Raw genomic sequence first — 21,413 nt, 5'->3', positions numbered from 1 at the left:
ATTTCCTTACAAGTAATCGCGAATTTCTTCTGCTTGCTCTGCTGAATAACCTAAGCACAGCGCAACCTCGTGTAGCATCATTTTTTTACGTGTCGTGTTTGAATTTGTCATTACCCAGTACTCACTGTCGGTAATGTTTTTAGGGTTCATACTACTGCCGCTATTAACTAAGTCTTCTTTGCTGGTTGCAAAGTAAACGCGGTCGCGCCCTTTTATATCAAGCACAGCACTAAACTCTTTTTTATGCGTTCTATAAAAAGCACTTAAAATAAATAAAAACCTGCCTACCACCCCTTTTTGCATTGCTAGTTCTTCTTTATTTAGAATATTAAATACATTAGCGTTTGTTTGCTTCACGGGTGTGACAACCTCTTGCTCTTGGCTGTCGTTAGTAGCTGGCGTGTCGTCAAGTGGGGCTTGAGTAGCTGTTTGGTTGTTTTGATTGTTCTTAGCAACGGGAGTGTTGTCATCACCGTTTAGATTTAATAAACGACGTAAAATAGTGGATGCGCTTTCGCCAATACTTTGTGTATTGCTAGCAATATACTGATATAACTCGTCGTCTATGTCGATTTGTTTCATGTTGTTCCTGTCATTACGGGCCACATTTTTTCTTTCCCCGTGATTATACCCAAACCAAATATAAATGCGAGTTACAACAAGCACTCGCACAAACATAACCTATAAACGCGCTAATAAAAGTGTGTTGATTATTTGCTTATAAACCCAATGTAGTAATTAACAGCTTTTAAAAGTACTACCCATATTATTATCTCCATTAGGCTGGTAACACCAAAGAGCCCATAACTGGCGTAAAAATAAACGGTGTTACCCCATAAAAGGCGCGTGCAGAGCAGTTAACCGTTATATCTTTTGCTTTTTAGGGCAATGCTCGGCAAACTAAGCCAAAATTTTAGGAGGCGGTCATGCTATTAAACTATAAACAATACGGTGAAGGTCCGGATGTAGTGATCATTCATGGTTTATTTGGCTCTTTAGAAAACCTAAATGTTATTGCAAAACCATTGAGCGAGCACTTTAGGGTAACGAATGTAGATTTGCGTAACCATGGCGCTTCACCGCACAGTAATGAAATGAACTACCCTGCAATGGCCGCAGATATTGTTGAGCTAATGAACGCGTTAAATATTAACAATGCGCACCTGATTGGCCATTCAATGGGCGGTAAAGTGGCGATGGAAGTGGCGCTAATGCATAGCCAAAAAGTAAATAAGCTGGTGGTACTTGATATTGCCCCTGTGAGTTACCCTGCCCGCCACACACAAATTATTAATGCACTAAAAAAAGTGGCAACTAGCCAGGTTACTGATAGAAAACAAGCCGATGCTATTATGAGCGAGTACATTAATGAGCTAGGTGTTAGGCAGTTTTTACTAAAAAGCTTAGCTAAAAACGACGATGGACAGTACAAATGGCGATTTAATTTAGATGTACTTGATGAAAAATATTCGACAATCACAGCCAATGTTAATGAAAACAATTCTTGTTTGTGCGATACTTTGTTTATCAAAGGTAACGATTCTGATTACATACTGCCAGAATACCGCGATGAAATAACAAAGCGCTTTAAAAATACACGAGCAAAAATTATACACGGTGCAGGACATTGGCTTCATGCGCAAAAACCCGCTGCAGTTAATAAAGCAATAAATGACTTTTTAACAGGGCTTTAATGCAATTTTAATCATGTGTTTTTGGTTATCCGTACTAAATTAATGCATATTTATATGCTATAGTACGCGCCGTTTAATTTAAAGGTTATACGTTGATGGTCAGTCAGTTTATTAACGAATTTGATACCCTAGGGTTGTACTTTGGCTTAGCCGGTATTTTTGTATTCATCGGCCTGGCAATTAAAGACGTACTTAATAGTGGTAACGTACCTAAGTTTGGTCGCTACATTGTGTGGGGCGTCCTCTTTTTAGGGTGTTCTGGCTTTATTGCGAAAGGACTTATACAAGTTTTTTGGCAAGGTGCAGGTGTAGGTTAGGCATGGCGAAGTCAGAAACAGATAGAACAACTCCCGATTTATTTGAATACGAAAAGCGCCCAGGCAGGCCTAAAACGAACCCTTTACCAAGGGATATGCAGTTAAAGGTTAATAAACGTAATCAAATAAAACGAGATAAAGCACGCGGTTTAAAGCGTGTAGAATTTAAAGTTTCATCACAGTTATATCAGGCACTGAGTGATATGGCAGATGCACAAAATATTAGCCGTAGTGCGCTGATTGAAACAATTTTACAAGAAAGATTGGCTATTGATAGATAAAAGGTTTGAAGTCCATGGCAAGTGTAGGCATTTTTTTCGGAAGTGACACAGGTAATACAGAACACGTAGCAAAAATGATCCAAAAAGAATTGGGTAAAAAGCTTGTGGCTGTACACGACATTGCAAAAAGCTCTAAAGAAGAGATTGCAGAGTTCGATTTAATCTTATTCGGTATTCCTACTTGGTACTACGGTGAAGCACAATGTGATTGGGATGACTTTTTCCCTGAGCTTGAAGAAGTAGACTTTGAAGGAAAGCTAGTGGCTATTTTTGGTTGTGGCGACCAAGAAGACTACGCAGAATACTTTTTAGACGCTATGGGTATGATCAACGATATCGTTACCGAGCGCGGTGCTATTGTGGTTGGCCATTGGTCTAGTGAAGGCTACGACTTTGAAGCATCTAAAGGTATGGCTGATGACACACACTTTGTAGGCTTAGGTATTGATGAAGACCGCCAACCTGAATTAACAGAGCAACGTGTTAAAGCATGGTGCGCACAAGTATATGATGAAATGTGCTTAAGCGAACTAGCAGACTAACCTCCCCCCCTTTTATCGCTAACTGTTTAAATAATTATCAAACAGTTAGCGACTTTAGAATTAATAGCAAAATTGATCAATTGTTCTTTGCACTCAGTGCTTAGGCGCGTTATCCTTGTTATTGCTAATGTGTCGTGTGCATCTGTAAGAGATGTCTAGTATAACCAAACAAATTTGAGACAGATTTAATGACTGATCATAACTTGGAACTTAAAAAAGCCGGTTTAAAAGTAACTTTACCGCGTATTAAAATCTTAGAAATTCTACAATCTCCAGATAACCAACACATCAGCGCTGAAGATGTATACAAAATTCTTTTAGATTTAGGTGAAGAAATTGGTCTTGCGACTGTTTACCGTGTATTAAACCAATTTGATGACGCAGGTATTGTAAGCCGTCACCATTTTGAAGGCGGAAAGTCAGTATTTGAACTTTCTGGCAGCACTCACCACGACCACCTAGTGTGTTTAAAATGTGGTAAAGTTGTTGAATTTGAAGATGACTTAATTGAACGTCGCCAGTTAGAAATAGCCGAAGAAAACGGTATTACACTAACAAATCACTCTTTATACCTATACGGTGAGTGTCAAGACAAAGCAGCGTGTAAAGCATTTAGCGATTCAAATAGCTAATAACGCGCTATAGTAATAAAAAAACCTGCTTTTGCAGGTTTTTTTGTGCTTAAAATTAAGCATTTAAACTGTGTTTAATACCAATTTGCAATAATAATATATTATGCAAATTGGTATTTTAAAGCGTTACTGCTTCTCGATTTTAGCCCATGAATCTCTAAGACCAACCGTTTGGTTGAATACTAAATTTTCTGACTTTGTATCACGTGAGAAATAGCCAGTACGCTCAAACTGGAAGCCTTGGGCTGGTTCGGCTTTAGCAAGCGATGCTTCTAGTTTTGCATTTTCTAATACAACTAACGAATCAGGGTTAAGTGTCGATTCGAACTCTTCAGCTGCACCTGGGTTTGGTACATTAAATAAACGGTCATACAATCTAACTTCTGCATTAACCGACTCAGGCGCAGAAACCCAATGAATAACCCCTTTTACTTTACGACCGTCACTTGGGTTTTTACCTAGTGTTTCGTTGTCGTAAGTACAGTAAATAGTGGTAATTTCACCATTTTCATCTTTTTCTACACGCTGGGCTTTAATTACATAAGCACCACGTAAGCGTACTTCTTTATCAAGTACTAAGCGTTTAAATTTATTATTCGCTTCTTCGCGGAAATCTTCACGCTCAATGAAAAGCTCACGAGTAAACGGTACTTCACGACGCCCCATTTCTTCTTTATTAGGGTGGTTAGCTACCGACAATGTCTCTACTTTATCTGCATCAAAGTTTTCTATTACAACTTTAACTGGATCGAGTACTGCCATTGCGCGTGGTGCGTTTTCATTTAAGTCTTCACGGATACACGCTTCAAGCATGCCCATTTCAACCATGTTTTCTTGCTTAGTCACACCGATACGTAAACAGAACTCACGTATTGAAGCCGGTGTATAACCACGACGACGTAAACCAGCAATAGTTGGCATACGTGGGTCATCCCACCCTTCTACATAGTTATTTACAACTAAGTCGTTTAGCTTACGCTTAGACATAATTGTGTATTCAAGATTTAAGCGCGAAAACTCAATTTGCTGTGGGTGGCACTCAAGGCTGATATTATCAAGTACCCAGTCGTATAAACGACGGTTATCTTGAAACTCAAGTGTACACAATGAATGGGTTATCCCCTCAAGCGCATCAGAAATACAATGTGTGAAGTCATACATTGGGTAAATGCACCACTTGTCACCTGTTTGATGGTGATGAGCAAAACGAACGCGATAAATAATTGGATCGCGAAGCACCATAAATGAGCTTGCCATATCAATTTTAGCGCGTAGCACACACTCACCTTCTTTGAATTCACCCGCGCGCATTTTTTCAAACAAGGCGAGGTTTTCTTCTACTGAGGTGTCTCTGTATGGGCTGTTTTTACCCGGCTCTTTTAACGTACCGCGATACTCGCGTGCTTGATCGGCCGTTAAAAAACAAACGTACGCTAAGCCTTTTTCAATAAGCTCTACTGCATAGCCGTATAGGGTATCAAAATAGTTTGACGAATATTTTATCTCACCACTCCAGTTGAAGCCTAACCACTGCACGTCTTCTTTGATTGAATTAACGTAGTTAATATCTTCTTTTTCTGGGTTTGTATCATCAAAACGTAGGTTACATAAACCATCGTAATCTTTTGCAATGCCAAAATTCAAACAAATTGATTTTGCATGGCCAATATGTAAAAAGCCATTTGGTTCAGGTGGAAAACGTGTATGCGTAGTTGCATGTTTGCCACTTGCTAAATCTTCATCAATTCGAGTTCTTATAAAGTTACTTGGGCGATTCTCAATTTCCGCCATAGGAGTGCGATCCTCTGAATATTCGTGATAACAAAACTAATGCATTATTACAAAAACAAACACTAACATACAGCACTAGATGCGGGTTTATTCTAGTTATTATGACAATGGTGCATTAGTTTATTACTTAAATTTGTTTTAGCGCAATATTTGAGTCATGAAAGGCATTTATAGTACCTAAACTTAAGCTCCTTAAAAGGATTCAAAGATGGCCAGTTCTACACAACACAGAGTTTATATTCCAACAAATGCACGAGCTAATCACTATTTACTCGCTGAAATAACACCCACTGATGACTTTTACACTAGTTTTAGCGATATCGATAGTTGCTATACCCGCATTGCCAAGCAACTATTTGCAAGCTGTGATGAATACGAGCTACATAATGTACACCTACTCGCTAACGACAAATTACCTGTGGTCAGATTTCATGATGAGTCGTATCAATTAGAAACAGCAAAGCAAATGTTGTTTTTTTACAACCCGCGTTACCACGAGGCGCACAAACTACACTACACCCCTACTTTTAAAAGTAAAAAAATTCGCTTGTTATTTTTAGCCACCGGTGATGATTTACGCGCAAGCTCGGCACAATTTCACAGCAGGGTGCAAAAAGTGTTAGATAATTTACAAACACAATTATTTATTGAACAACCCCAGTTTAAGCTTCGCGATCATCAGCATTTAACCTATGACTTATTTGCCAAGAGTAAAGGCTGCAACCAAAGTTACGGCTACAAACTTAGAAGCCTATACCCCCGTTACTTAGCTCGCCAATGTAAAATACCCGCCGAGCATGCAGAAATGACCTATGCAACGTTTTCTATACCGGTTTCGCGCGGCATTAAAACTCAATTTCAAAGCTTAATAAATAAAAATAATTACACTGAGTTTTATAACTACTTCGCCCAATCATTTAAAGGGTGCTGCGAGCGATACGAATTATCTCACGGCGCTATGGTTGCTAATGGTGTAAGGCCCATAGTGCGTAATAGCCAAATAGATAAAAATGATGGGAATGCAGAATTACAAAAAATAAGTTTTGATGTGAATGGCACAGCCACGCAAATACATATTTTTTTCAATGCTGAAAAATTAGTTGAGTCACTACATTTTGTGATTGTTGCCACCCATAAAGATAAACATGAAATGGGCTACGGCCGCTTTATGAATCAAGTAGAAAAAACAATACACGCTATGTGCTCAGAGCTGGCAATAAATAAAGAACGACAAGATTTATCAGTACGGTTTTTTCAACACATTAGTTATCCATACTAATTTTTTAGCCAATAACAAAAAGGCTCGCAAATGCGAGCCTTTTTAAAGATTAAGCAAACTGATTACCAGCCTGTTTTTTCTTTAAGTGCTTTACCGATATCAGCAAGTGAACGTACAGTTTGTACGCCAGCAGCTTCTAGTGCAGCAAATTTCTCATCAGCAGTACCTTTACCGCCTGCGATGATTGCGCCAGCGTGACCCATACGCTTACCTTCTGGTGCAGTTACACCAGCAATGTAAGAAACAACAGGCTTAGTTACGTTAGCTTTAATGTACTCTGCAGCTTCTTCTTCTGCAGTACCACCAATTTCACCAATCATTACGATTGCTTCAGTTTGTGGATCTTTTTCGAACATTTCTAGCACGTCGATAAAGTTAGTACCTGGGATTGGGTCGCCACCAATACCAACACACGTAGACTGACCAAAACCAGCGTCTGTAGTTTGTTTAACTGCTTCGTACGTTAAAGTACCAGAGCGAGAAACAATACCTACTTTACCAGGCTTGTGGATGTGACCAGGCATGATACCAATCTTAGTCTCACCAGGAGTGATAACACCTGGACAGTTAGGACCGATCATACGAACACCAGAGTTATCAAGCTTAACTTTAACGTCAACCATGTCTAGTGTTGGGATACCTTCAGTGATACAAACAATTAGCTCGATGCCCGCATCGATAGCTTCTAAGATTGCATCTTTACAGAACGGTGCTGGTACGTAGATAACTGACGCTGTTGCGCCTGTTTCTTTAACTGCATCGCGTACTGTGTTGAATACTGGAAGACCAAGGTGCGTTTGACCGCCTTTACCTGGGCTTACACCACCAACCATTTGTGTACCGTACTCAAGCGCTTGCTCAGAGTGGAAAGTACCTTGGCCACCAGTGAAACCTTGACAGATAACTTTTGTATCTTTATTGATTAATACAGACATTATTTGCCCTCCGCAGCAGCTACAACTTTCTCAGCAGCGTCTGTTAGTGATTCAGCAGCGATGATATCTAGGCCAGAGTTCTTAAGAACGTCACGACCTAATTCAGCGTTAGTACCTTCTAAACGTACAACTACAGGCACGTTTACACCTACTTCTTTAACTGCGCCAATGATACCTTCAGCAATCATGTCACAACGTACGATACCACCAAAGATGTTAACTAAAACAGCTTTTACGTTATCGTCAGAAAGGATGATTTTGAATGCTTCAGAAACACGCTCTTTAGTCGCGCCGCCACCAACATCTAGGAAGTTAGCTGGCTTGCCGCCGTGTAGGTTTACGATGTCCATAGTACCCATCGCTAGGCCTGCACCGTTAACCATACAACCTACGTTACCATCTAGTGCTACGTAGTTAAGCTCGAAGCTTGCTGCGTGAGCTTCACGTGCATCTTCTTGAGATGGATCGTGCATTTCACGGATTTTTGGTTGACGGTAAAGTGCATTACCATCGATACCGATTTTGCCGTCAAGACAGTGAAGGTTACCTTCGTCTGTGATTACTAACGGGTTGATTTCAAGAAGTGCGAAATCAAAATCGTTGAACATGTTGCCAAGACCCATAAAGATCTTAACGAACTGCTTCATTTGTGTAGGGTTAAGACCCAGTTTAAAACCTAACTCACGTGCTTGGTAAGCTTGAGGACCCACTAATGGATCGATCTCTGCTTTGTGGATAAGCTCTGGAGTTTCTTCAGCAACAGTTTCAATTTCAACACCGCCTTCAGTAGACGCCATGAAAACAACTTTGCGAGAAGCACGGTCAACAACTGCACCTAAGTACAATTCGTTAGCGATATCTGTACAGCTTTCTACTAAAATTTTAGCAACAGGCTGACCATTTTCGTCTGTTTGGTAAGTAACTAAGTTTTTACCTAACCAGTTTGCAGCGAATTCTTTTACTTCTTCGATTGTTTTAACTAGCTTAACACCGCCAGCTTTACCACGGCCACCTGCGTGAACCTGAGTTTTAACAACCCACATATCACCGCCAATTTTTTCGGCAGCTGCTGCAGCTTCTTCAGGTGTATCGCAAGCGAAACCTTGAGAAACTGGTAAACCATATTCGGCAAAAAGTTGTTTTGCCTGATACTCATGCAAATTCATGATGCTTTATCCAATTTTTTATACTAAAAGAGCTGAATATTTATGCAAATAAACAGCTATCCCAAATTGCGCACCTAGTATAGATCCCAAGGCTTAACATGAAAACCCCAGTAACACCAAAGGCGCAAAAAAAAAGCTGTGAATTGTCATTCACAGCTTATATTTCATACTACTCGATTAAACATCCAGTAATAAGCGAGTTGGATCTTCAAGTAACTCTTTAATAGTCACTAAGAAACCAACAGATTCTTTACCATCGATTTGGCGGTGATCGTAAGATAGTGCCAAATACATCATAGGAAGAATTTCAACTTTACCATTTACAGCCATAGGACGCTCTTGGATTTTGTGCATACCCAAGATTGATGACTGTGGTAAGTTAATAATAGGCGTAGAAAGTAACGAACCAAATACACCACCGTTAGTAATAGTAAAGTTACCACCTGTCATATCGTCAAGTGTTAGTTTACCATCACGGCCTTTAAGGGCTAATTCACGAATACCTTTCTCGATTTCAGCAACAGATAGTTTGTCGCAATCTTTAAGTACTGGTGTAACTAAACCACGTGGTGTAGATACAGCGATGCTGATATCAAAGTAATTGTGGTAAACAATATCGTCACCATCAATTGATGCATTTACGTCAGGGAAACGCTTAAGTGCTTCAGTTACTGCTTTCACGTAGAAAGACATAAAGCCTAAACGAATACCGTGACGCTTCTCGAATACTTCTTGGTATTGCTTACGAAGGTCCATGATAGGTTTCATGTTTACTTCGTTAAATGTAGTTAACATTGCTGTTGAGTTTTTAGCTTCTAATAAACGATTAGCAATGGTTTTACGTAAGCGCGTCATTGGTACACGTTTTTGTGTACGGTCACCCATCGGTGCAGCAGGTGCTGAAGCGGCTTCTTTTTTAGCAGCTGGAGCAGGCGTTTTTAAGAAAGTATCAACGTCTTCTTTAGTTACACGGCCGTTTTTACCTGTGCCTTTAATTTTAGACGCATCAAGCCCTTTTTCAGCGATTAAACGACGTACAGACGGCGTTAACACATCTGAGCTATCGTTAGACTCACTTGCAGCAGGCGCTTCTTCTGCTTTAGCAGCAGGTGCCGCTGGAGCGCCGCCCGCTTTAACGTTACCAATAACTTGTTCGCCAAGTACAGTATCGCCTTCTGCGTTTAGTTGCTCGCCCATGATACCGTCTTCTTGAGCTACTACTTCAAGAACAACTTTATCAGTTTCAATATCTACCAAGTTTTGGTCGCGAGTTACCGCTTCACCTGGTTGTACATGCCATGTAGCAATTGTTGCGTCTGCAACTGATTCTGGAAGTACAGGTACTTTAATGTCCACTTCTTTACCTTCTGATGCTGGAGCTGATTGCGCCGCAGGCGCGTCTTCTGATTTTTCAGGTGCGGCTTCTTCTTTAGCCGGAGCACTGTCACTTGCTGGTGCTGCATCAGCATCACCAAGTAAACCGATAACTTGGTCGCCAAGTACCGTTGCACCTTCTTCTTGTGATATTTCAGTAATTACACCGTCATTTTGTGCAACCACTTCTAAAACCACTTTATCTGTTTCAATGTCTACTAAGTTTTGGTCACGGCTTACTTTGTCGCCTACACTTACATGCCATGTAGCAACGGTAGCATCTGCAACCGACTCAGGAAGAACAGGAACTTTAATTTCTGTGCTCATTGCTTATCCTTTCTTTTGTATAGTAAGCGCGTCTGCAACGAGCGCTTGTTGTTCTTTAGTATGTACTGACATGTAACCACACGCTGGAGATGCCGACGCCTTACGCCCTGCGTAAGTCAATTTAGCACCCTGTGGGATTGCATCAATAAAGTGATGTTGCGAACAGTACCAAGCACCTTGGTTTTGTGGCTCTTCTTGACACCAAACAAAATCAGTAACGTGTTGGTAACGTTCCATAATCGTGTCCATTTCTGCATGTGGGAACGGATATAACTGCTCCACACGTACAATAGCAATATTGTCTTGCTCAAGCTTACGACGCTCTTGTAATAGTTCGTAGTAAACTTTACCACTACAAAATACTACGCGTTCTACTTTCTCAGGGTTAATATCATCGATTTCGTCGATCATATTATGGAATACACCTTGTGAAAGTTCTTCAAGTGAAGATACCGCAAGTGGGTGACGAAGTAGTGATTTTGGTGTCATTACAATCAATGGACGACGAAGTGGTCTAACTGATTGACGACGTAGCATAGCGTAAACTTGTGCAGGTGTTGAAGGAACACACACTTGCATGTTGTGATCGGCACAAAGCTGTAAAAAACGCTCTAAACGTGCAGAACTATGCTCTGGGCCTTGACCTTCATAACCATGCGGAAGCAAACATGTTAAGCCACATAAACGGCCCCACTTTTGCTCACCAGAGCTTAAGAACTGGTCAAATACGACTTGTGCACCATTTGCGAAGTCACCAAACTGGGCTTCCCAAAGGACTAATGATGTAGGTTCAGCTGTTGCATAACCATATTCAAAAGCAAGTACCGCTTCTTCTGATAAAACAGAATCAAATACTTCAAAGGTACCTTGGTCATCACTTAAATTTTGAAGAGGGAGGTAAGTTGAACCATCCGACTGGCTATGTACTACAGCATGGCGGTGGAAGAAAGTACCACGCCCTGAGTCTTGGCCAGTTAAACGTATATCTGTGCCTTCAGAGGCAATTGTTGCATAAGCAAGTGTTTCTGCCATACCCCAATCTAGTGGTTTTTCGCCACTTGCCATAAGCTTACGGTCATCGTAAATCTTTTTAACACGAGACTGTGCTTTATATTGTTCAGGGAACTGCGCAACTTGTTCGCCAAGTGCTTTTAGCTTATCTACCGGTACGCTTGCGTCGTACTCAACATTCCACTCATGGCCAACATATTTTGCCCAATCAGATGAGTGCGAAGTTTCTGGCTGAATTTCTTCAACAACACAGTTACCTTCATCTAAGCCGTTACGGTATTCATCAGCTAATGCTTTAATTTCACTCTCAGTGAATGAGCCTTCAGACATAAGTTGATCAGCGTAAATTAAACGCGGAACCGCATGCTTTTTAATTTTTTGGTACATAAGAGGCTGTGTTGCATTAGGCTCATCAGCTTCGTTATGACCATGGCGGCGATAACATACTAAATCGATTACTACGTCACGTTTAAACTGGTTTCTAAAATCAAGTGCAAGTTGTGTAACAAATGCAACGGCTTCAGGGTCATCAGAGTTAACGTGGAAGATTGGTGACTGAACCATTTTAGCAATGTCAGTACAGTAATCTGTAGAACGTACGTCGTCTTGTTTTGAAGTTGTAAAACCAACTTGGTTATTTACAACAATACGGATACTACCACCACATGAGAAGGCGTTTGTTTGCGACAAGTTAAATGTTTCTTGTACAACACCTTGGCCTGTAATCGCAGAATCACCGTGGATAGTAATAGGTAATGCTTTGCTACCTGAACTGTCACCTAAACGGTCTAAACGCGCTCTTACCGAGCCCATAACCACAGGGTTAACAATTTCTAGGTGAGAAGGGTTAAACGCAAGTGCCATATGAACATTGCCACCTTTGGTCGCAAAGTCAGATGAATAACCCATATGGTATTTAACGTCACCAGAGCTTAACGTGTCTTTGTGTTTACCAGCAAACTCATCGAATAACTCAGATGGGTTTTTACCTAACACATTAACTAGTACGTTTAAGCGACCACGGTGAGCCATACCAATAACTGCTTCTTTTTGCCCGCTTTCGCCAGCACGGTGAATAAGTTCTTTAAGCATAGGAACTAACGCATCGCCACCTTCAAGTGAGAAACGCTTAGCACCAGGGAACTTTGCACCTAAATATTTTTCAAGACCATCTGCTGCGGTTAATCCTTTAAGGATACGCAGTTTTTCTTCTTTAGAAAAAGTAGGTCGTGATTGAACAGATTCTAAACGCTGTTGTAACCAACGCTTTTCTTCTGTTGATGTGATGTGCATATACTCAGCACCAATAGAACCACAATAGGTGGTTTTAAGTGCCTGGTATAGTTCACCTAAAGGCATAGTATCGCGGCCTACGGCAAACGATCCTACGTTAAATTCGCGGTCAAAATCAGCTTTAGATAAGTCGTGGTATTCTAGCTCTAAATCTCGAACACGCTCTCGTTGCCAAATGCCTAATGGATCTAGGTTAGCATTTTGGTGTCCTCGAAAGCGGAAAGCATTAATAAGTTGTAGTACTTTAACCTGTTTGAGGTCACCGCCACTACCCTCTGCTACCACTACCTCTCTATGCTTGTTTTTAGCAAGCGCCGCAAACTGTGAACGAACTTCTGAATGCTTTACTTCAACATCCACACCATCTACTTTTGGTAATTGTTCGAACACTTCTCGCCATTCTTCTGGCACAGAAGTCGCATCATCTAAATACGCTTCATAAAGCTCTTCTACATAAGCAACGTTGCCGCCGTTTAAATGTGAAGATTCTAGCCATGCCTTCATCACACCTTCGTGCATTTATAAGCCCTTTTCTTTAGCGCAGAAATTAATAGTTGTCATAACAAGATGGCTAATAAAAATATTAGCCATCTTACGTTACTAAGTGATTAAACCGCGCGGTTTAATAACATAGATTTAATTTGTCCAATTGCTTTGGTCGGGTTAAGACCCTTAGGACAAACGCTAACACAGTTCATGATACTGTGGCAACGGAACACACTGAACGCATCGTCTAAGTCTGCTAAACGTTCTTCAGTTGCCGTATCGCGGCTATCTGCCAAGAAACGGTAAGCATGAAGAAGGCCTGCTGGACCAATGAACTTGTCTGGATTCCACCAGAACGAAGGACACGATGTAGAACAACATGCACATAAAATACACTCGTAAAGTCCATCTAATTTATCACGTTCTTCAATAGATTGAAGACGCTCACCAGCCGCTGGCTGATCGTTAATTAGGTATGGTTTAACTTTTTCGTACTGAGTGTAGAACTGACTCATGTCAATAACAAGGTCACGTACCACAGGTAAGCCAGGTAAAGGACGAATTACAATAGTACCTTTGCCGCCTTTTTGCAGCGTAGATAATGGTGTAATACATGCTAAACCATTTTTACCATTCATGTTAACGCCATCAGAGCCACACACGCCTTCACGACATGAGCGACGGAATGATAATGTTGGATCTTGCTCTTTTAATAATAAAAGTGCATCCAATACCATCATGTCCTGACCTTCCTCTGTTTGCAAAGTATATTCTTGCATACGAGGTGCGTTATCAACATCCGGATTGTAACGATAAACTGAAAATTGTACTTGTGCCATCGTCTCGCTCCTAGTAGGTACGTGCTTTAGGTGGGAACGCTTCACGCGTCTTAGGCGCGTAGTTTACGTCACGCTTGCTCATTTCATCCGTTACCGGATTGAATACTGAGTGACATAACCAGTTTTCGTCATCACGATCTGGGTAGTCAAAGCGAGAGTGTGCACCACGGCTTTCAGTACGGAAGTTTGCAGCTACTGCAGTTGAGTAAGCTGTTTCCATTAAGTTGTCTAGTTCAAGACATTCGATACGCTGCGTGTTGAAGTCTGATGATTTATCATCAAGACGTGCATGCTGCAGACGTTCACGAATTTCTTTAAGCTCTTTAAGACCTGTCGCCATAGACTCACCTTCACGGAATACCGAGAAGTTAAGCTGCATACATTGTTGTAGGTCTTTTTTGATTTGAACTGGGTCTTCACCTTGGCCAGCCGTTGAATTTTCCCAACGGTTAAAGCGTGCAAGAGACGCGTCAATATCAGATGCTGTCGGTGCTTTAGTAATTTCAACTTCGTTTAGGTATTTACCTAAGAAGTTACCCGCAGCACGGCCAAATACAACTAAATCAAGTAATGAGTTACCACCTAGGCGGTTTGCACCATGTACAGATACACAGGCAATTTCACCTACGGCAAATAAGCCTTCTACTACTTTTTCGTTGCCGTTAGCATCGATTTGTAGCGCTTGACCATTTACGTTAGTTGGAACACCACCCATCATGTAGTGACAAGTTGGTATTACTGGAATTGGCTCTTTAGCAGGGTCAACGTGTGCGAAAGTTTTAGCAAGGTCACATACGCCTGGTAGACGTAAGTTAAGCGTTTCTTCACCTAAGTGGTCAAGTTTAAGCTTAAGGTGTGGACCCCAAGGACCATCACAGCCTCGGCCTTCACGGATTTCAGTCATCATTGAACGTGCTACAACGTCACGAGACGCTAAGTCTTTAGCGTTTGGTGCATAACGTTCCATGAAGCGTTCGCCATCTTTATTTAAAAGATAACCACCTTCACCACGACAACCTTCCGTTACAAGTGTACCAGCGCCTGCAATACCGGTTGGGTGGAATTGCCACATTTCCATATCTTGCATAGCAACGCCTGCACGGGCTGCCATACCAACACCATCACCCGTATTAATGTGAGCATTGGTTGTTGATGCGAAAATACGACCAGCACCGCCGGTTGCAAGTACAACAGCTTTTGATTTGAAGAAAGTGATTTCACCTGTTTCAATCTCAATTGCTGTACAGCCTACTACATCGCCATTGTCGTTTTTAACTAAATCTAGTGCATACCACTCAGAGAATACATTAGTTTGGTTTTTAACGTTTTGTTGGTATAGAAGGTGTAATAAAGCGTGACCAGTACGGTCAGCTGCTGCTGCAGTACGTGCAGCTTGTTCACCACCAAAGTTTTTCGATTGACCACCAAAAGGACGTTGGTAAACACGGCCATTTTCAAAACGAGAAAATGGTAAACCCATGTTTTCTAATTCAGTAATAGCTTCTGGGCCTGTTTGACACATGTATTCGATAGCGTCTTGGTCACCGATAAAATCGGAACCTTTAACGGTATCGTACATATGCCATTCCCAGTTGTCTTCGTGTGAATTACCTAGCGCTACTGTAATACCACCCTGTGCAGATACAGTGTGTGAGCGTGTTGGGAATACTTTAGATATTAATGCACACGTTTTGCCAGATTCGGTAATGGCAAGAGCGGCGCGCATACCAGCACCACCTGCACCAATTACTACGGCGTCAAATTCACGAACAGAATATTTCACTTAAACACCCCATAAAACGATTAGACCAATAGCTACGTAAGCAACGGCCATCAGGTTTAATACAAAGCCTAAAACAGCGCGTAGTTTAGCGTTTTTAACGTAATCCGTTAAAACTTGCCAAAGGCCAATGCGGGTATGAACCATCATGCATACAAGAGTAATAAGTGTAAAACCCTTCATTGCTAGATTAGAGAATAGGCCTGTCCAGGCTTCGAAAGTGACTTCTGGCGTTGCTAAAAAATAGCCGATAATAAAAATCGCGTATGCGGTGATTACTAGTGCCGTGGTACGTAAAGATACGAAATCTTGTACACCATCACGTTTAAGAGTTGCTTGATTTAAGACCATATCCACACCCCTGCCAGTACGGCAAATACAACGCCAAGTGCCATTGCAATTTTAGCGCTAAGGTTACCTGATTCAAGTTCTTCCCAGTGGCCCATATCCATAATGATGTGACGGATACCACCAATAAGGTGATAACCCAATACAGAAAGTGTGCCCCAAGCTATGAATTTGGCAATGAATCCGCTAAACAGACCCTTGACGAATTCAAAACCTTCAGCTGAAGAAAGAGACTCAGACCAAGCCCAAATGACAAACGTTAAAGCAAAAAATAATGCAACACCGGTGACGCGGTGAAAGATTGATGCTTTAGCCGTTGCCGGCATAGATATAGTTGTTAGATCTAGATTTACAGGTCTTTGCTTTTTCACAGTTACTTGCCCATCTTGCTCACATTGGAGCTCATCTACTTGTTTTTCTAAAACCCACCAAAATTTCTGGTGGAACTATCAAAGTAAACGTGTCAATACAGCAAAAGTTCACAAATCTGCAAAAATTACGCTGTAAAAATATGTTTACCTAAATACAAAGCGGTTTAAAACCTCCGATAGTATATATACCCAAAGGTTGTTTTACAATTCTTGTTTAGTTAGAGACGTTTGCGAATTAGCCGATAGTATAATATTTAATTAATACCGAATATTTATTATACATATATGCATAATGTTTATAAAAATTGACTTTAACCCCCTCTTTCACGTTAAAATGCGAAGATGTGCTTAAAACAAGATTTCAGAACTTTAAAAATCTAAAAATCAGAATAGATATCTTAATAGGAGATACATAGATGGCAGATAAAAAAGCCACAGTCCATATTGATGGACTAGATCCAATCGAACTTCCAATTTATCAAGGCACTGCTGGCCAAGATGTGATCGACGTACGTACGTTAGGTTCACACGGTCACTTTACTTATGACCCAGGTTTCATGTCGACTGGCTCTTGTGAATCTGCAATCACCTACATTGATGGTGGTAAAGGTGTATTACTTCACCGTGGTTACCCAATTGAGCAATTAGCTGAAGACTCTAACTACATCGAGCTTTGTTACTTACTATTAAACGGTGAGTTACCAACTAAAGAGCAATACGATGCATTTGCAAAAGAAATCACGCATAACACCATGCTTGATGAGAAAATTGCTAACTTTTTCCAAGGTTTCCGCTTCGATGCTCACCCAATGGCAATGCTATGTGGTGTAGTAGGCGCATTATCTTCTTTTTACCACGAAGATCTTGATATTACTGATGCAAGCCAACGTAAAACAAGCGCTATTAAACTTGTCGCTAAATTACCGACTATTGCAGCTATGGCGTACAAAACAAACATTGGTCAACCGTTTGTTTACCCACGTAACGATTTAAGCTACGCAGAAAACTTCTTACACATGATGTTCTCTGTACCGGCTGAAGAATACAAAGTTAACCCTGTGACAGCTAAAGCAATGGATAAAATCTTCATGCTTCATGCTGATCATGAGCAAAACGCATCAACGTCAACAGTACGTTTAGCAGGTTCTTCAGGCGCTAACCCATATGCATGTATTGCAGCGGGTATCGCATCTCTTTGGGGCCCTGCTCACGGCGGTGCTAACGAAGCATGTTTAAACATGTTAGAAGAGATTGGTTCTGTTGATCGTATTGATGAGTACGTAGCAAAAGCAAAAGATAAGTCTGATCCGTTCCGTCTTATGGGCTTTGGTCACCGTGTTTACAAAAACTTCGACCCACGCGCTACAGTAATGCGTCAAACGTGTCACGAAGTATTAGAAGAGCTTAACATTCAAGATCCGCTTCTTGATATTGCGATGAAGCTTGAACAAATTGCCCTTGAAGACCCATACTTTGTAGAGAAGAAACTTTACCCTAACGTTGATTTCTACTCAGGTATTATCTTAAAAGCGATTGGTATTCCAACAAGCATGTTCACTGTAATTTTTGCAATGGCACGTACTGTTGGTTGGATCACTCACTGGGATGAGATGCTATCTCAACCTGGTCATAAGATCAGCCGCCCTCGTCAAATGTATACTGGTTACACTCAACGTGACTTCGTATCAACTGACAAGCGCTAAGCTTAGTTAGGTAAAAAAGGCCGCTTTTGCGGCCTTTTTTGTGTGCTTTGCTTGTCAATTTTATGAAACCGATTACAATTCCTGCCTAAATTTATAGATGTTGAATAGCCATGCCTTCTCAAGAGTTTGATATAACAAAAATCCGCAACGACTTCCCTACGTTAAACCAAACCCTTAATGGCAACCCTTTAGTATATTTAGACTCTGGCGCAACCTCGCAAAAGCCACAAAGCGTTATTGATGCAACCACTCGTTTTTATAATTTAGGCAACGCAAACGTTCACAGAGGCCGCCACACCTTAAGTGAGCGCGCTACAGAGCAATATGAAGAAGCAAGATTAAAAACAGCGGATTACTTTAACGTAAATGCTAAAGAAATCGTCTGGACAAAAGGCGCGACAGAGGCGCTAAATTTACTTGCTCATGGTCTACAAAGGCAAATTACTCGTGAAGATACGGTTTTAATTACCCCCCTTGAGCACCACGCTAATATTGTTCCTTGGCAAGTATTAACGCAAAATACAGGGGCTACACTATCTGCACTCCCCCTTGAGCAAAACGCGACGTTTAATATAGCGCGCTGTATAGACATGATCACGCACACTAAAGCAAAGGTGCTGTGTATCAGCCAAGCGTCTAACGCATTAGGTAATATTACCAATTTAGCGCCATTAATAGCTGCAGCGAAAGCAGTCGGCACGTTAGTTGTTGTTGATGGCGCACAAGGAGCCATGCATTTACGCCCTAATTTAAAGCAGCTTGGATGTGATTTTTATGTATTCTCAGCGCATAAAATGCTTGGCCCTACGGGTGTAGGGGGCTTATATGGTCGCTATGAATTACTTAATGCGCTTACCCCGTATCAAACGGGTGGTGAGATGATAGATACTGTAACGCTTGAAAAAAGCAGCTACAGAGACGCTCCTGCTAAATTTGAGACCGGCACCCCAAATATAGCCGGCGTCATTGGCTTCAGTGCAGCAATTGATTATTTATCAGCCCTAAACATAGAACAGTTACAGCGCCATGAGCAGGCAATTTTTATTTATGCAGCCACACAGTTGAGTAAAATTGACGGTATTACTATTTATAGCGACCTGAACAATAATATTGGCACCCTCAGTTTTAATTATAAAAGTGAACACCCCTACGATTTGGCAACTTTGCTTGACGGATTTGGTATTGCAGTGCGCAGTGGACACCATTGTACGCAACCATTAATGCACCATTTAGGGGTAAAAGGCACTGTTCGAGCAAGCTTTTCATTTTATAATACCCATCAAGATGTTGATAATTTCATCAATGCTTTGAAAGAATCGATTGAATTATTAGACTAATTTAGGATAACTCATGACAAATACGTTTAAAAACGTAGTAAAACCTATACAGCAGGCGCAATCTTGGCAGCAAAAATATCGCGAAATAATGCTTCTGGGCAAAACACTTCCCGCTTTAGCGGATGTACTTAAAATCGATGACGCACTGGTGCCAGGGTGTGAGAGCAAAGTGTGGATGTTTATGGAGTTTGACGATAGCGAGAATCGTTTAGTGGTTATTGGCGACTCAGACACCCGCATTGTAAAAGGCTTATTAGCGATAATTTTAGCGCTTTATAATGGCTTAACACCTGAAGAAGTCGTGAATATTAATGCGTATGACGAATTTGAAAAGTTAGGCTTAATTAAACACCTTAGTGCATCTCGAGGGAACGGAATAAAAGCCATGGTCGAGGCAATTCAAAGCATGGCAACTAACAAGCTCAATTAAACTATTGAGCTTGTTGTAAACGCTGTTTTTTATCTAAATATTTACGTACCGCTTTAGCCGCTACAAAAAAGCCAAAACTTCCGGTGATCATAGTTACCGAGCCAAACCCGTTATTACAATCCATATTCATTGTACCATCAGCATTTTGTTTAGCGTGGCATACACTGCCATCACTGCCTGGGTAAACAAGTTGCTCAGTTGAGTACACACAATCAATATTAAATTTGCGTTTAGGGTTGTTACTAAAATTATATTGTTTGCGTAAAATATAACGCACTTTAGCAAGTAGCGGATCTTGCGTGGTTTTAGCCACATCACCAAATGTTATTTGGCTAGGATCAGTTTGCCCACCCGCGCCACCAGTAGTAATAATAGGCATTTTATTGCGCTTACAATGAGCTATAAGCGCTGCTTTTTCTTTAACTGCATCAATACAGTCAATGACGTAATCAAAACCTTGAATATGCTCACGAATATTTTCAAGAGTAATAAAGTCATCTATCACAGTTACTTTACACTCTGGGTTTATCAGTTCGCAGCGACTTTTCATTGCATCTACTTTGGCTTGGCCAATACTGCCGCTAAGTGCATGAATTTGCCTATTTACGTTCGTCGCGCAAATATCATCTAAATCAATTAAAGTGATTTTACCCACGCCTGTACGTGCTAAAGCTTCGGCGGTCCAACTTCCTACACCGCCTATCCCTACTACACAAAAATGGGCTTGTTGTAGCCAGTCAAATTGTTGGTTACCGTATAGGCGTTTGATCCCGCCAAAACGAATATCTGTTACTTTTTCGCTCATTTACCAATCCAGTTGCCACGGCGATTGCCATGCTTGAAATTCTTGATGATTAATTAATTGCTGATACTCATCACCCGTAGTAGGTAGCAAAGAGCAATTAATTTGCTCCCCATGCCATAAAAAACTTAACGCATAGGCATGAAGATACGCCCGCTCAGCTGCGCTGCCACTATAAAGTGTATCGCCTAAAATTGGCGCCCCTAAACTTTTTAATGCCACTCTAAGTTGGTGGGTTTTACCCGAATACGGCTTTAAAATATACGCCCTAAATCCCGGCTTATAACTAAAAGAATAAAAGCGGGTAATGGCTGGGTTTTGCAGGGTCGGTAAAAGCTTAAACATGCCCCTGCGAGACTTAGTCATATCACCTTTTATCCACCCTTGCTTTTTTTTAGGTTTAGCATTGCTGATTGCTAAATAAAACTTGTTTATTGCATGCTCAGTAAAAAGAGACGTAAATTTAGCAGCGGCTTCTTTATTGCGACTAAGAATAATAAGGCCAGATGTCACTTTATCAAGGCGGTGAACAGCAAATAATTTTTCGCCAGTTTGCTGCTCAGCTAATACCACAAACCCTTTTTCACCTTCTGAGTGAAAATTAAGCCCCGCTGGTTTTTCAAATATATAAAAATCAGCGTGGCTAAATACTGTGGGTAATTCACTTTTAACCAT

Annotated in this window: 21 protein-coding genes; 9 read left to right on the top strand and 12 right to left on the bottom strand. The window is 41.0% G+C overall.

What is annotated here, in order from left to right:
• Positions 1-6: 6 nt before the first annotated feature.
• Entirely contained in the window at positions 7-582 is a 576-nt protein-coding gene (seqA, locus tag SJY38_RS06205) for a replication initiation negative regulator SeqA (protein ID WP_024033550.1), read from the bottom strand.
• 344 nt (positions 583-926) lie between these two features.
• Between seqA and SJY38_RS06200 the strand changes: the two genes are divergently transcribed.
• The 5 genes from SJY38_RS06200 to fur all read left to right on the top strand — a co-directional run bounded on the left by SJY38_RS06200 (position 927) and on the right by fur (position 3,466).
• Entirely contained in the window at positions 927-1,694 is a 768-nt protein-coding gene (locus SJY38_RS06200) for an alpha/beta fold hydrolase (protein ID WP_055253688.1), read from the top strand.
• A gap of 95 nt (positions 1,695-1,789) precedes the next feature.
• The gene (locus tag SJY38_RS06195; protein WP_004586672.1) at positions 1,790-2,011 is read left to right on the top strand and encodes a DUF2788 domain-containing protein; all 222 of its coding nucleotides are present in this window, start codon (positions 1,790-1,792) and stop codon (positions 2,009-2,011) included.
• 2 nt (positions 2,012-2,013) lie between these two features.
• The gene (gene ybfE / locus SJY38_RS06190; RefSeq protein WP_004586673.1) at positions 2,014-2,292 is read left to right on the top strand and encodes a LexA regulated protein; all 279 of its coding nucleotides are present in this window, start codon (positions 2,014-2,016) and stop codon (positions 2,290-2,292) included.
• 14 nt (positions 2,293-2,306) lie between these two features.
• Complete coding sequence (gene fldA, locus SJY38_RS06185) at positions 2,307-2,834, top strand: flavodoxin FldA (protein ID WP_004586674.1); 528 nt, start codon at positions 2,307-2,309, stop codon at positions 2,832-2,834.
• A gap of 188 nt (positions 2,835-3,022) precedes the next feature.
• On the top strand, positions 3,023-3,466 hold the full coding sequence (gene fur, locus SJY38_RS06180; protein ID WP_004586675.1) for a ferric iron uptake transcriptional regulator: 444 nt from the start codon (positions 3,023-3,025) through the stop codon (positions 3,464-3,466).
• A gap of 126 nt (positions 3,467-3,592) precedes the next feature.
• Here fur and glnS read toward each other — a convergent pair whose 3' ends face one another.
• Positions 3,593-5,257, bottom strand: coding sequence for a glutamine--tRNA ligase (gene glnS / locus SJY38_RS06175; RefSeq protein ID WP_054982561.1), 1,665 nt, complete (start codon positions 5,255-5,257; stop codon positions 3,593-3,595).
• Positions 5,258-5,465: 208 nt separating this feature from the next.
• Between glnS and SJY38_RS06170 the strand changes: the two genes are divergently transcribed.
• Entirely contained in the window at positions 5,466-6,536 is a 1,071-nt protein-coding gene (locus SJY38_RS06170; RefSeq protein ID WP_377109409.1) for a DUF3083 family protein, read from the top strand.
• 62 nt (positions 6,537-6,598) lie between these two features.
• On the opposite strand, the gene sucD is transcribed toward SJY38_RS06170, so the two are convergent.
• From sucD to sdhC, 8 genes are all read right to left on the bottom strand, one after another.
• Entirely contained in the window at positions 6,599-7,471 is an 873-nt protein-coding gene (sucD, locus tag SJY38_RS06165; RefSeq protein ID WP_004586678.1) for a succinate--CoA ligase subunit alpha, read from the bottom strand.
• Complete coding sequence (gene sucC, locus SJY38_RS06160) at positions 7,471-8,637, bottom strand: ADP-forming succinate--CoA ligase subunit beta (protein WP_004586679.1); 1,167 nt, start codon at positions 8,635-8,637, stop codon at positions 7,471-7,473. The genes sucD and sucC overlap by 1 nt, the downstream gene beginning before the upstream one ends.
• A 177-nt stretch (positions 8,638-8,814) precedes the next feature.
• Positions 8,815-10,338, bottom strand: coding sequence for a 2-oxoglutarate dehydrogenase complex dihydrolipoyllysine-residue succinyltransferase (gene odhB, locus SJY38_RS06155; RefSeq protein WP_054982563.1), 1,524 nt, complete (start codon positions 10,336-10,338; stop codon positions 8,815-8,817).
• Positions 10,339-10,341: 3 nt separating this feature from the next.
• Entirely contained in the window at positions 10,342-13,161 is a 2,820-nt protein-coding gene (locus SJY38_RS06150) for a 2-oxoglutarate dehydrogenase E1 component (RefSeq protein WP_377109408.1), read from the bottom strand.
• Positions 13,162-13,250: 89 nt separating this feature from the next.
• Positions 13,251-13,967 (bottom strand): succinate dehydrogenase iron-sulfur subunit, encoded by a 717-nt coding sequence (locus SJY38_RS06145; RefSeq protein ID WP_004586682.1) that lies wholly within the window; start codon positions 13,965-13,967, stop codon positions 13,251-13,253.
• A 10-nt stretch (positions 13,968-13,977) separates the two neighbouring features.
• On the bottom strand, positions 13,978-15,750 hold the full coding sequence (sdhA, locus tag SJY38_RS06140) for a succinate dehydrogenase flavoprotein subunit (protein WP_004586683.1): 1,773 nt from the start codon (positions 15,748-15,750) through the stop codon (positions 13,978-13,980).
• Positions 15,751-16,098: a succinate dehydrogenase, hydrophobic membrane anchor protein gene (gene sdhD / locus SJY38_RS06135; protein WP_004586684.1), complete on the bottom strand. Its 348-nt coding sequence runs from the start codon at positions 16,096-16,098 to the stop codon at positions 15,751-15,753. It abuts the gene before it with no gap.
• Positions 16,089-16,466, bottom strand: coding sequence for a succinate dehydrogenase, cytochrome b556 subunit (sdhC, locus tag SJY38_RS06130; protein WP_084554498.1), 378 nt, complete (start codon positions 16,464-16,466; stop codon positions 16,089-16,091). Before sdhC ends, sdhD begins: the two co-directional genes overlap by 10 nt.
• Before the next feature lie 416 nt (positions 16,467-16,882).
• Between sdhC and SJY38_RS06125 the strand changes: the two genes are divergently transcribed.
• The 3 genes from SJY38_RS06125 to SJY38_RS06115 all read left to right on the top strand — a co-directional run bounded on the left by SJY38_RS06125 (position 16,883) and on the right by SJY38_RS06115 (position 19,936).
• Positions 16,883-18,169: a citrate synthase gene (locus SJY38_RS06125; RefSeq protein ID WP_004586686.1), complete on the top strand. Its 1,287-nt coding sequence runs from the start codon at positions 16,883-16,885 to the stop codon at positions 18,167-18,169.
• A gap of 110 nt (positions 18,170-18,279) precedes the next feature.
• The gene (locus tag SJY38_RS06120) at positions 18,280-19,506 is read left to right on the top strand and encodes an aminotransferase class V-fold PLP-dependent enzyme (protein ID WP_377109407.1); all 1,227 of its coding nucleotides are present in this window, start codon (positions 18,280-18,282) and stop codon (positions 19,504-19,506) included.
• Positions 19,507-19,519: 13 nt separating this feature from the next.
• Positions 19,520-19,936, top strand: coding sequence for a SufE family protein (locus SJY38_RS06115; protein WP_377109406.1), 417 nt, complete (start codon positions 19,520-19,522; stop codon positions 19,934-19,936).
• A gap of 1 nt (position 19,937) precedes the next feature.
• Here the strand turns inward: SJY38_RS06115 and tcdA are convergent, their stop codons facing one another.
• The gene (gene tcdA / locus SJY38_RS06110) at positions 19,938-20,741 is read right to left on the bottom strand and encodes a tRNA cyclic N6-threonylcarbamoyladenosine(37) synthase TcdA (RefSeq protein ID WP_154944550.1); all 804 of its coding nucleotides are present in this window, start codon (positions 20,739-20,741) and stop codon (positions 19,938-19,940) included.
• On the bottom strand, positions 20,742-21,413 hold the full coding sequence (locus SJY38_RS06105) for a TIGR01621 family pseudouridine synthase (protein WP_377109405.1): 672 nt from the start codon (positions 21,411-21,413) through the stop codon (positions 20,742-20,744).

The sequence above is a fragment of the Pseudoalteromonas sp. R86517 genome (assembly GCF_042466295.1).
In the GTDB taxonomy this organism is placed as follows: Bacteria; Pseudomonadota; Gammaproteobacteria; order Enterobacterales; family Alteromonadaceae; genus Pseudoalteromonas; species Pseudoalteromonas atlantica.
Note: the sequence above shows the minus strand (reverse complement) of the source record. Positions and strands in the feature narration are given on the sequence as shown.

Bases quoted from the DNA above. Each gene is read 5' to 3' on its own strand.
- fur (WP_004586675.1), top strand. From the start codon at position 3,023: ATGACTGATCATAACTTGGAACTTAAAAAAGCCGGTTTAAAAGTAACT.
- SJY38_RS06200 (WP_055253688.1), top strand. From the start codon at position 927: ATGCTATTAAACTATAAACAATACGGTGAAGGTCCGGATGTAGTGATC.
- odhB (WP_054982563.1), bottom strand. From the start codon at position 10,338: ATGAGCACAGAAATTAAAGTTCCTGTTCTTCCTGAGTCGGTTGCAGAT.
- sdhD (WP_004586684.1), bottom strand. From the start codon at position 16,098: ATGGTCTTAAATCAAGCAACTCTTAAACGTGATGGTGTACAAGATTTC.
- fldA (WP_004586674.1), top strand. From the start codon at position 2,307: ATGGCAAGTGTAGGCATTTTTTTCGGAAGTGACACAGGTAATACAGAA.
- SJY38_RS06170 (WP_377109409.1), top strand. From the start codon at position 5,466: ATGGCCAGTTCTACACAACACAGAGTTTATATTCCAACAAATGCACGA.
- ybfE (WP_004586673.1), top strand. From the start codon at position 2,014: ATGGCGAAGTCAGAAACAGATAGAACAACTCCCGATTTATTTGAATAC.
- SJY38_RS06105 (WP_377109405.1), bottom strand. From the start codon at position 21,413: ATGGTTAAAAGTGAATTACCCACAGTATTTAGCCACGCTGATTTTTAT.
- tcdA (WP_154944550.1), bottom strand. From the start codon at position 20,741: ATGAGCGAAAAAGTAACAGATATTCGTTTTGGCGGGATCAAACGCCTA.
- SJY38_RS06195 (WP_004586672.1), top strand. From the start codon at position 1,790: ATGGTCAGTCAGTTTATTAACGAATTTGATACCCTAGGGTTGTACTTT.
- sucD (WP_004586678.1), bottom strand. From the start codon at position 7,471: ATGTCTGTATTAATCAATAAAGATACAAAAGTTATCTGTCAAGGTTTC.
- seqA (WP_024033550.1), bottom strand. From the start codon at position 582: ATGAAACAAATCGACATAGACGACGAGTTATATCAGTATATTGCTAGC.
- SJY38_RS06115 (WP_377109406.1), top strand. From the start codon at position 19,520: ATGACAAATACGTTTAAAAACGTAGTAAAACCTATACAGCAGGCGCAA.
- SJY38_RS06150 (WP_377109408.1), bottom strand. From the start codon at position 13,161: ATGCACGAAGGTGTGATGAAGGCATGGCTAGAATCTTCACATTTAAAC.
- sucC (WP_004586679.1), bottom strand. From the start codon at position 8,637: ATGAATTTGCATGAGTATCAGGCAAAACAACTTTTTGCCGAATATGGT.
- SJY38_RS06125 (WP_004586686.1), top strand. From the start codon at position 16,883: ATGGCAGATAAAAAAGCCACAGTCCATATTGATGGACTAGATCCAATC.
- glnS (WP_054982561.1), bottom strand. From the start codon at position 5,257: ATGGCGGAAATTGAGAATCGCCCAAGTAACTTTATAAGAACTCGAATT.
- SJY38_RS06145 (WP_004586682.1), bottom strand. From the start codon at position 13,967: ATGGCACAAGTACAATTTTCAGTTTATCGTTACAATCCGGATGTTGAT.
- SJY38_RS06120 (WP_377109407.1), top strand. From the start codon at position 18,280: ATGCCTTCTCAAGAGTTTGATATAACAAAAATCCGCAACGACTTCCCT.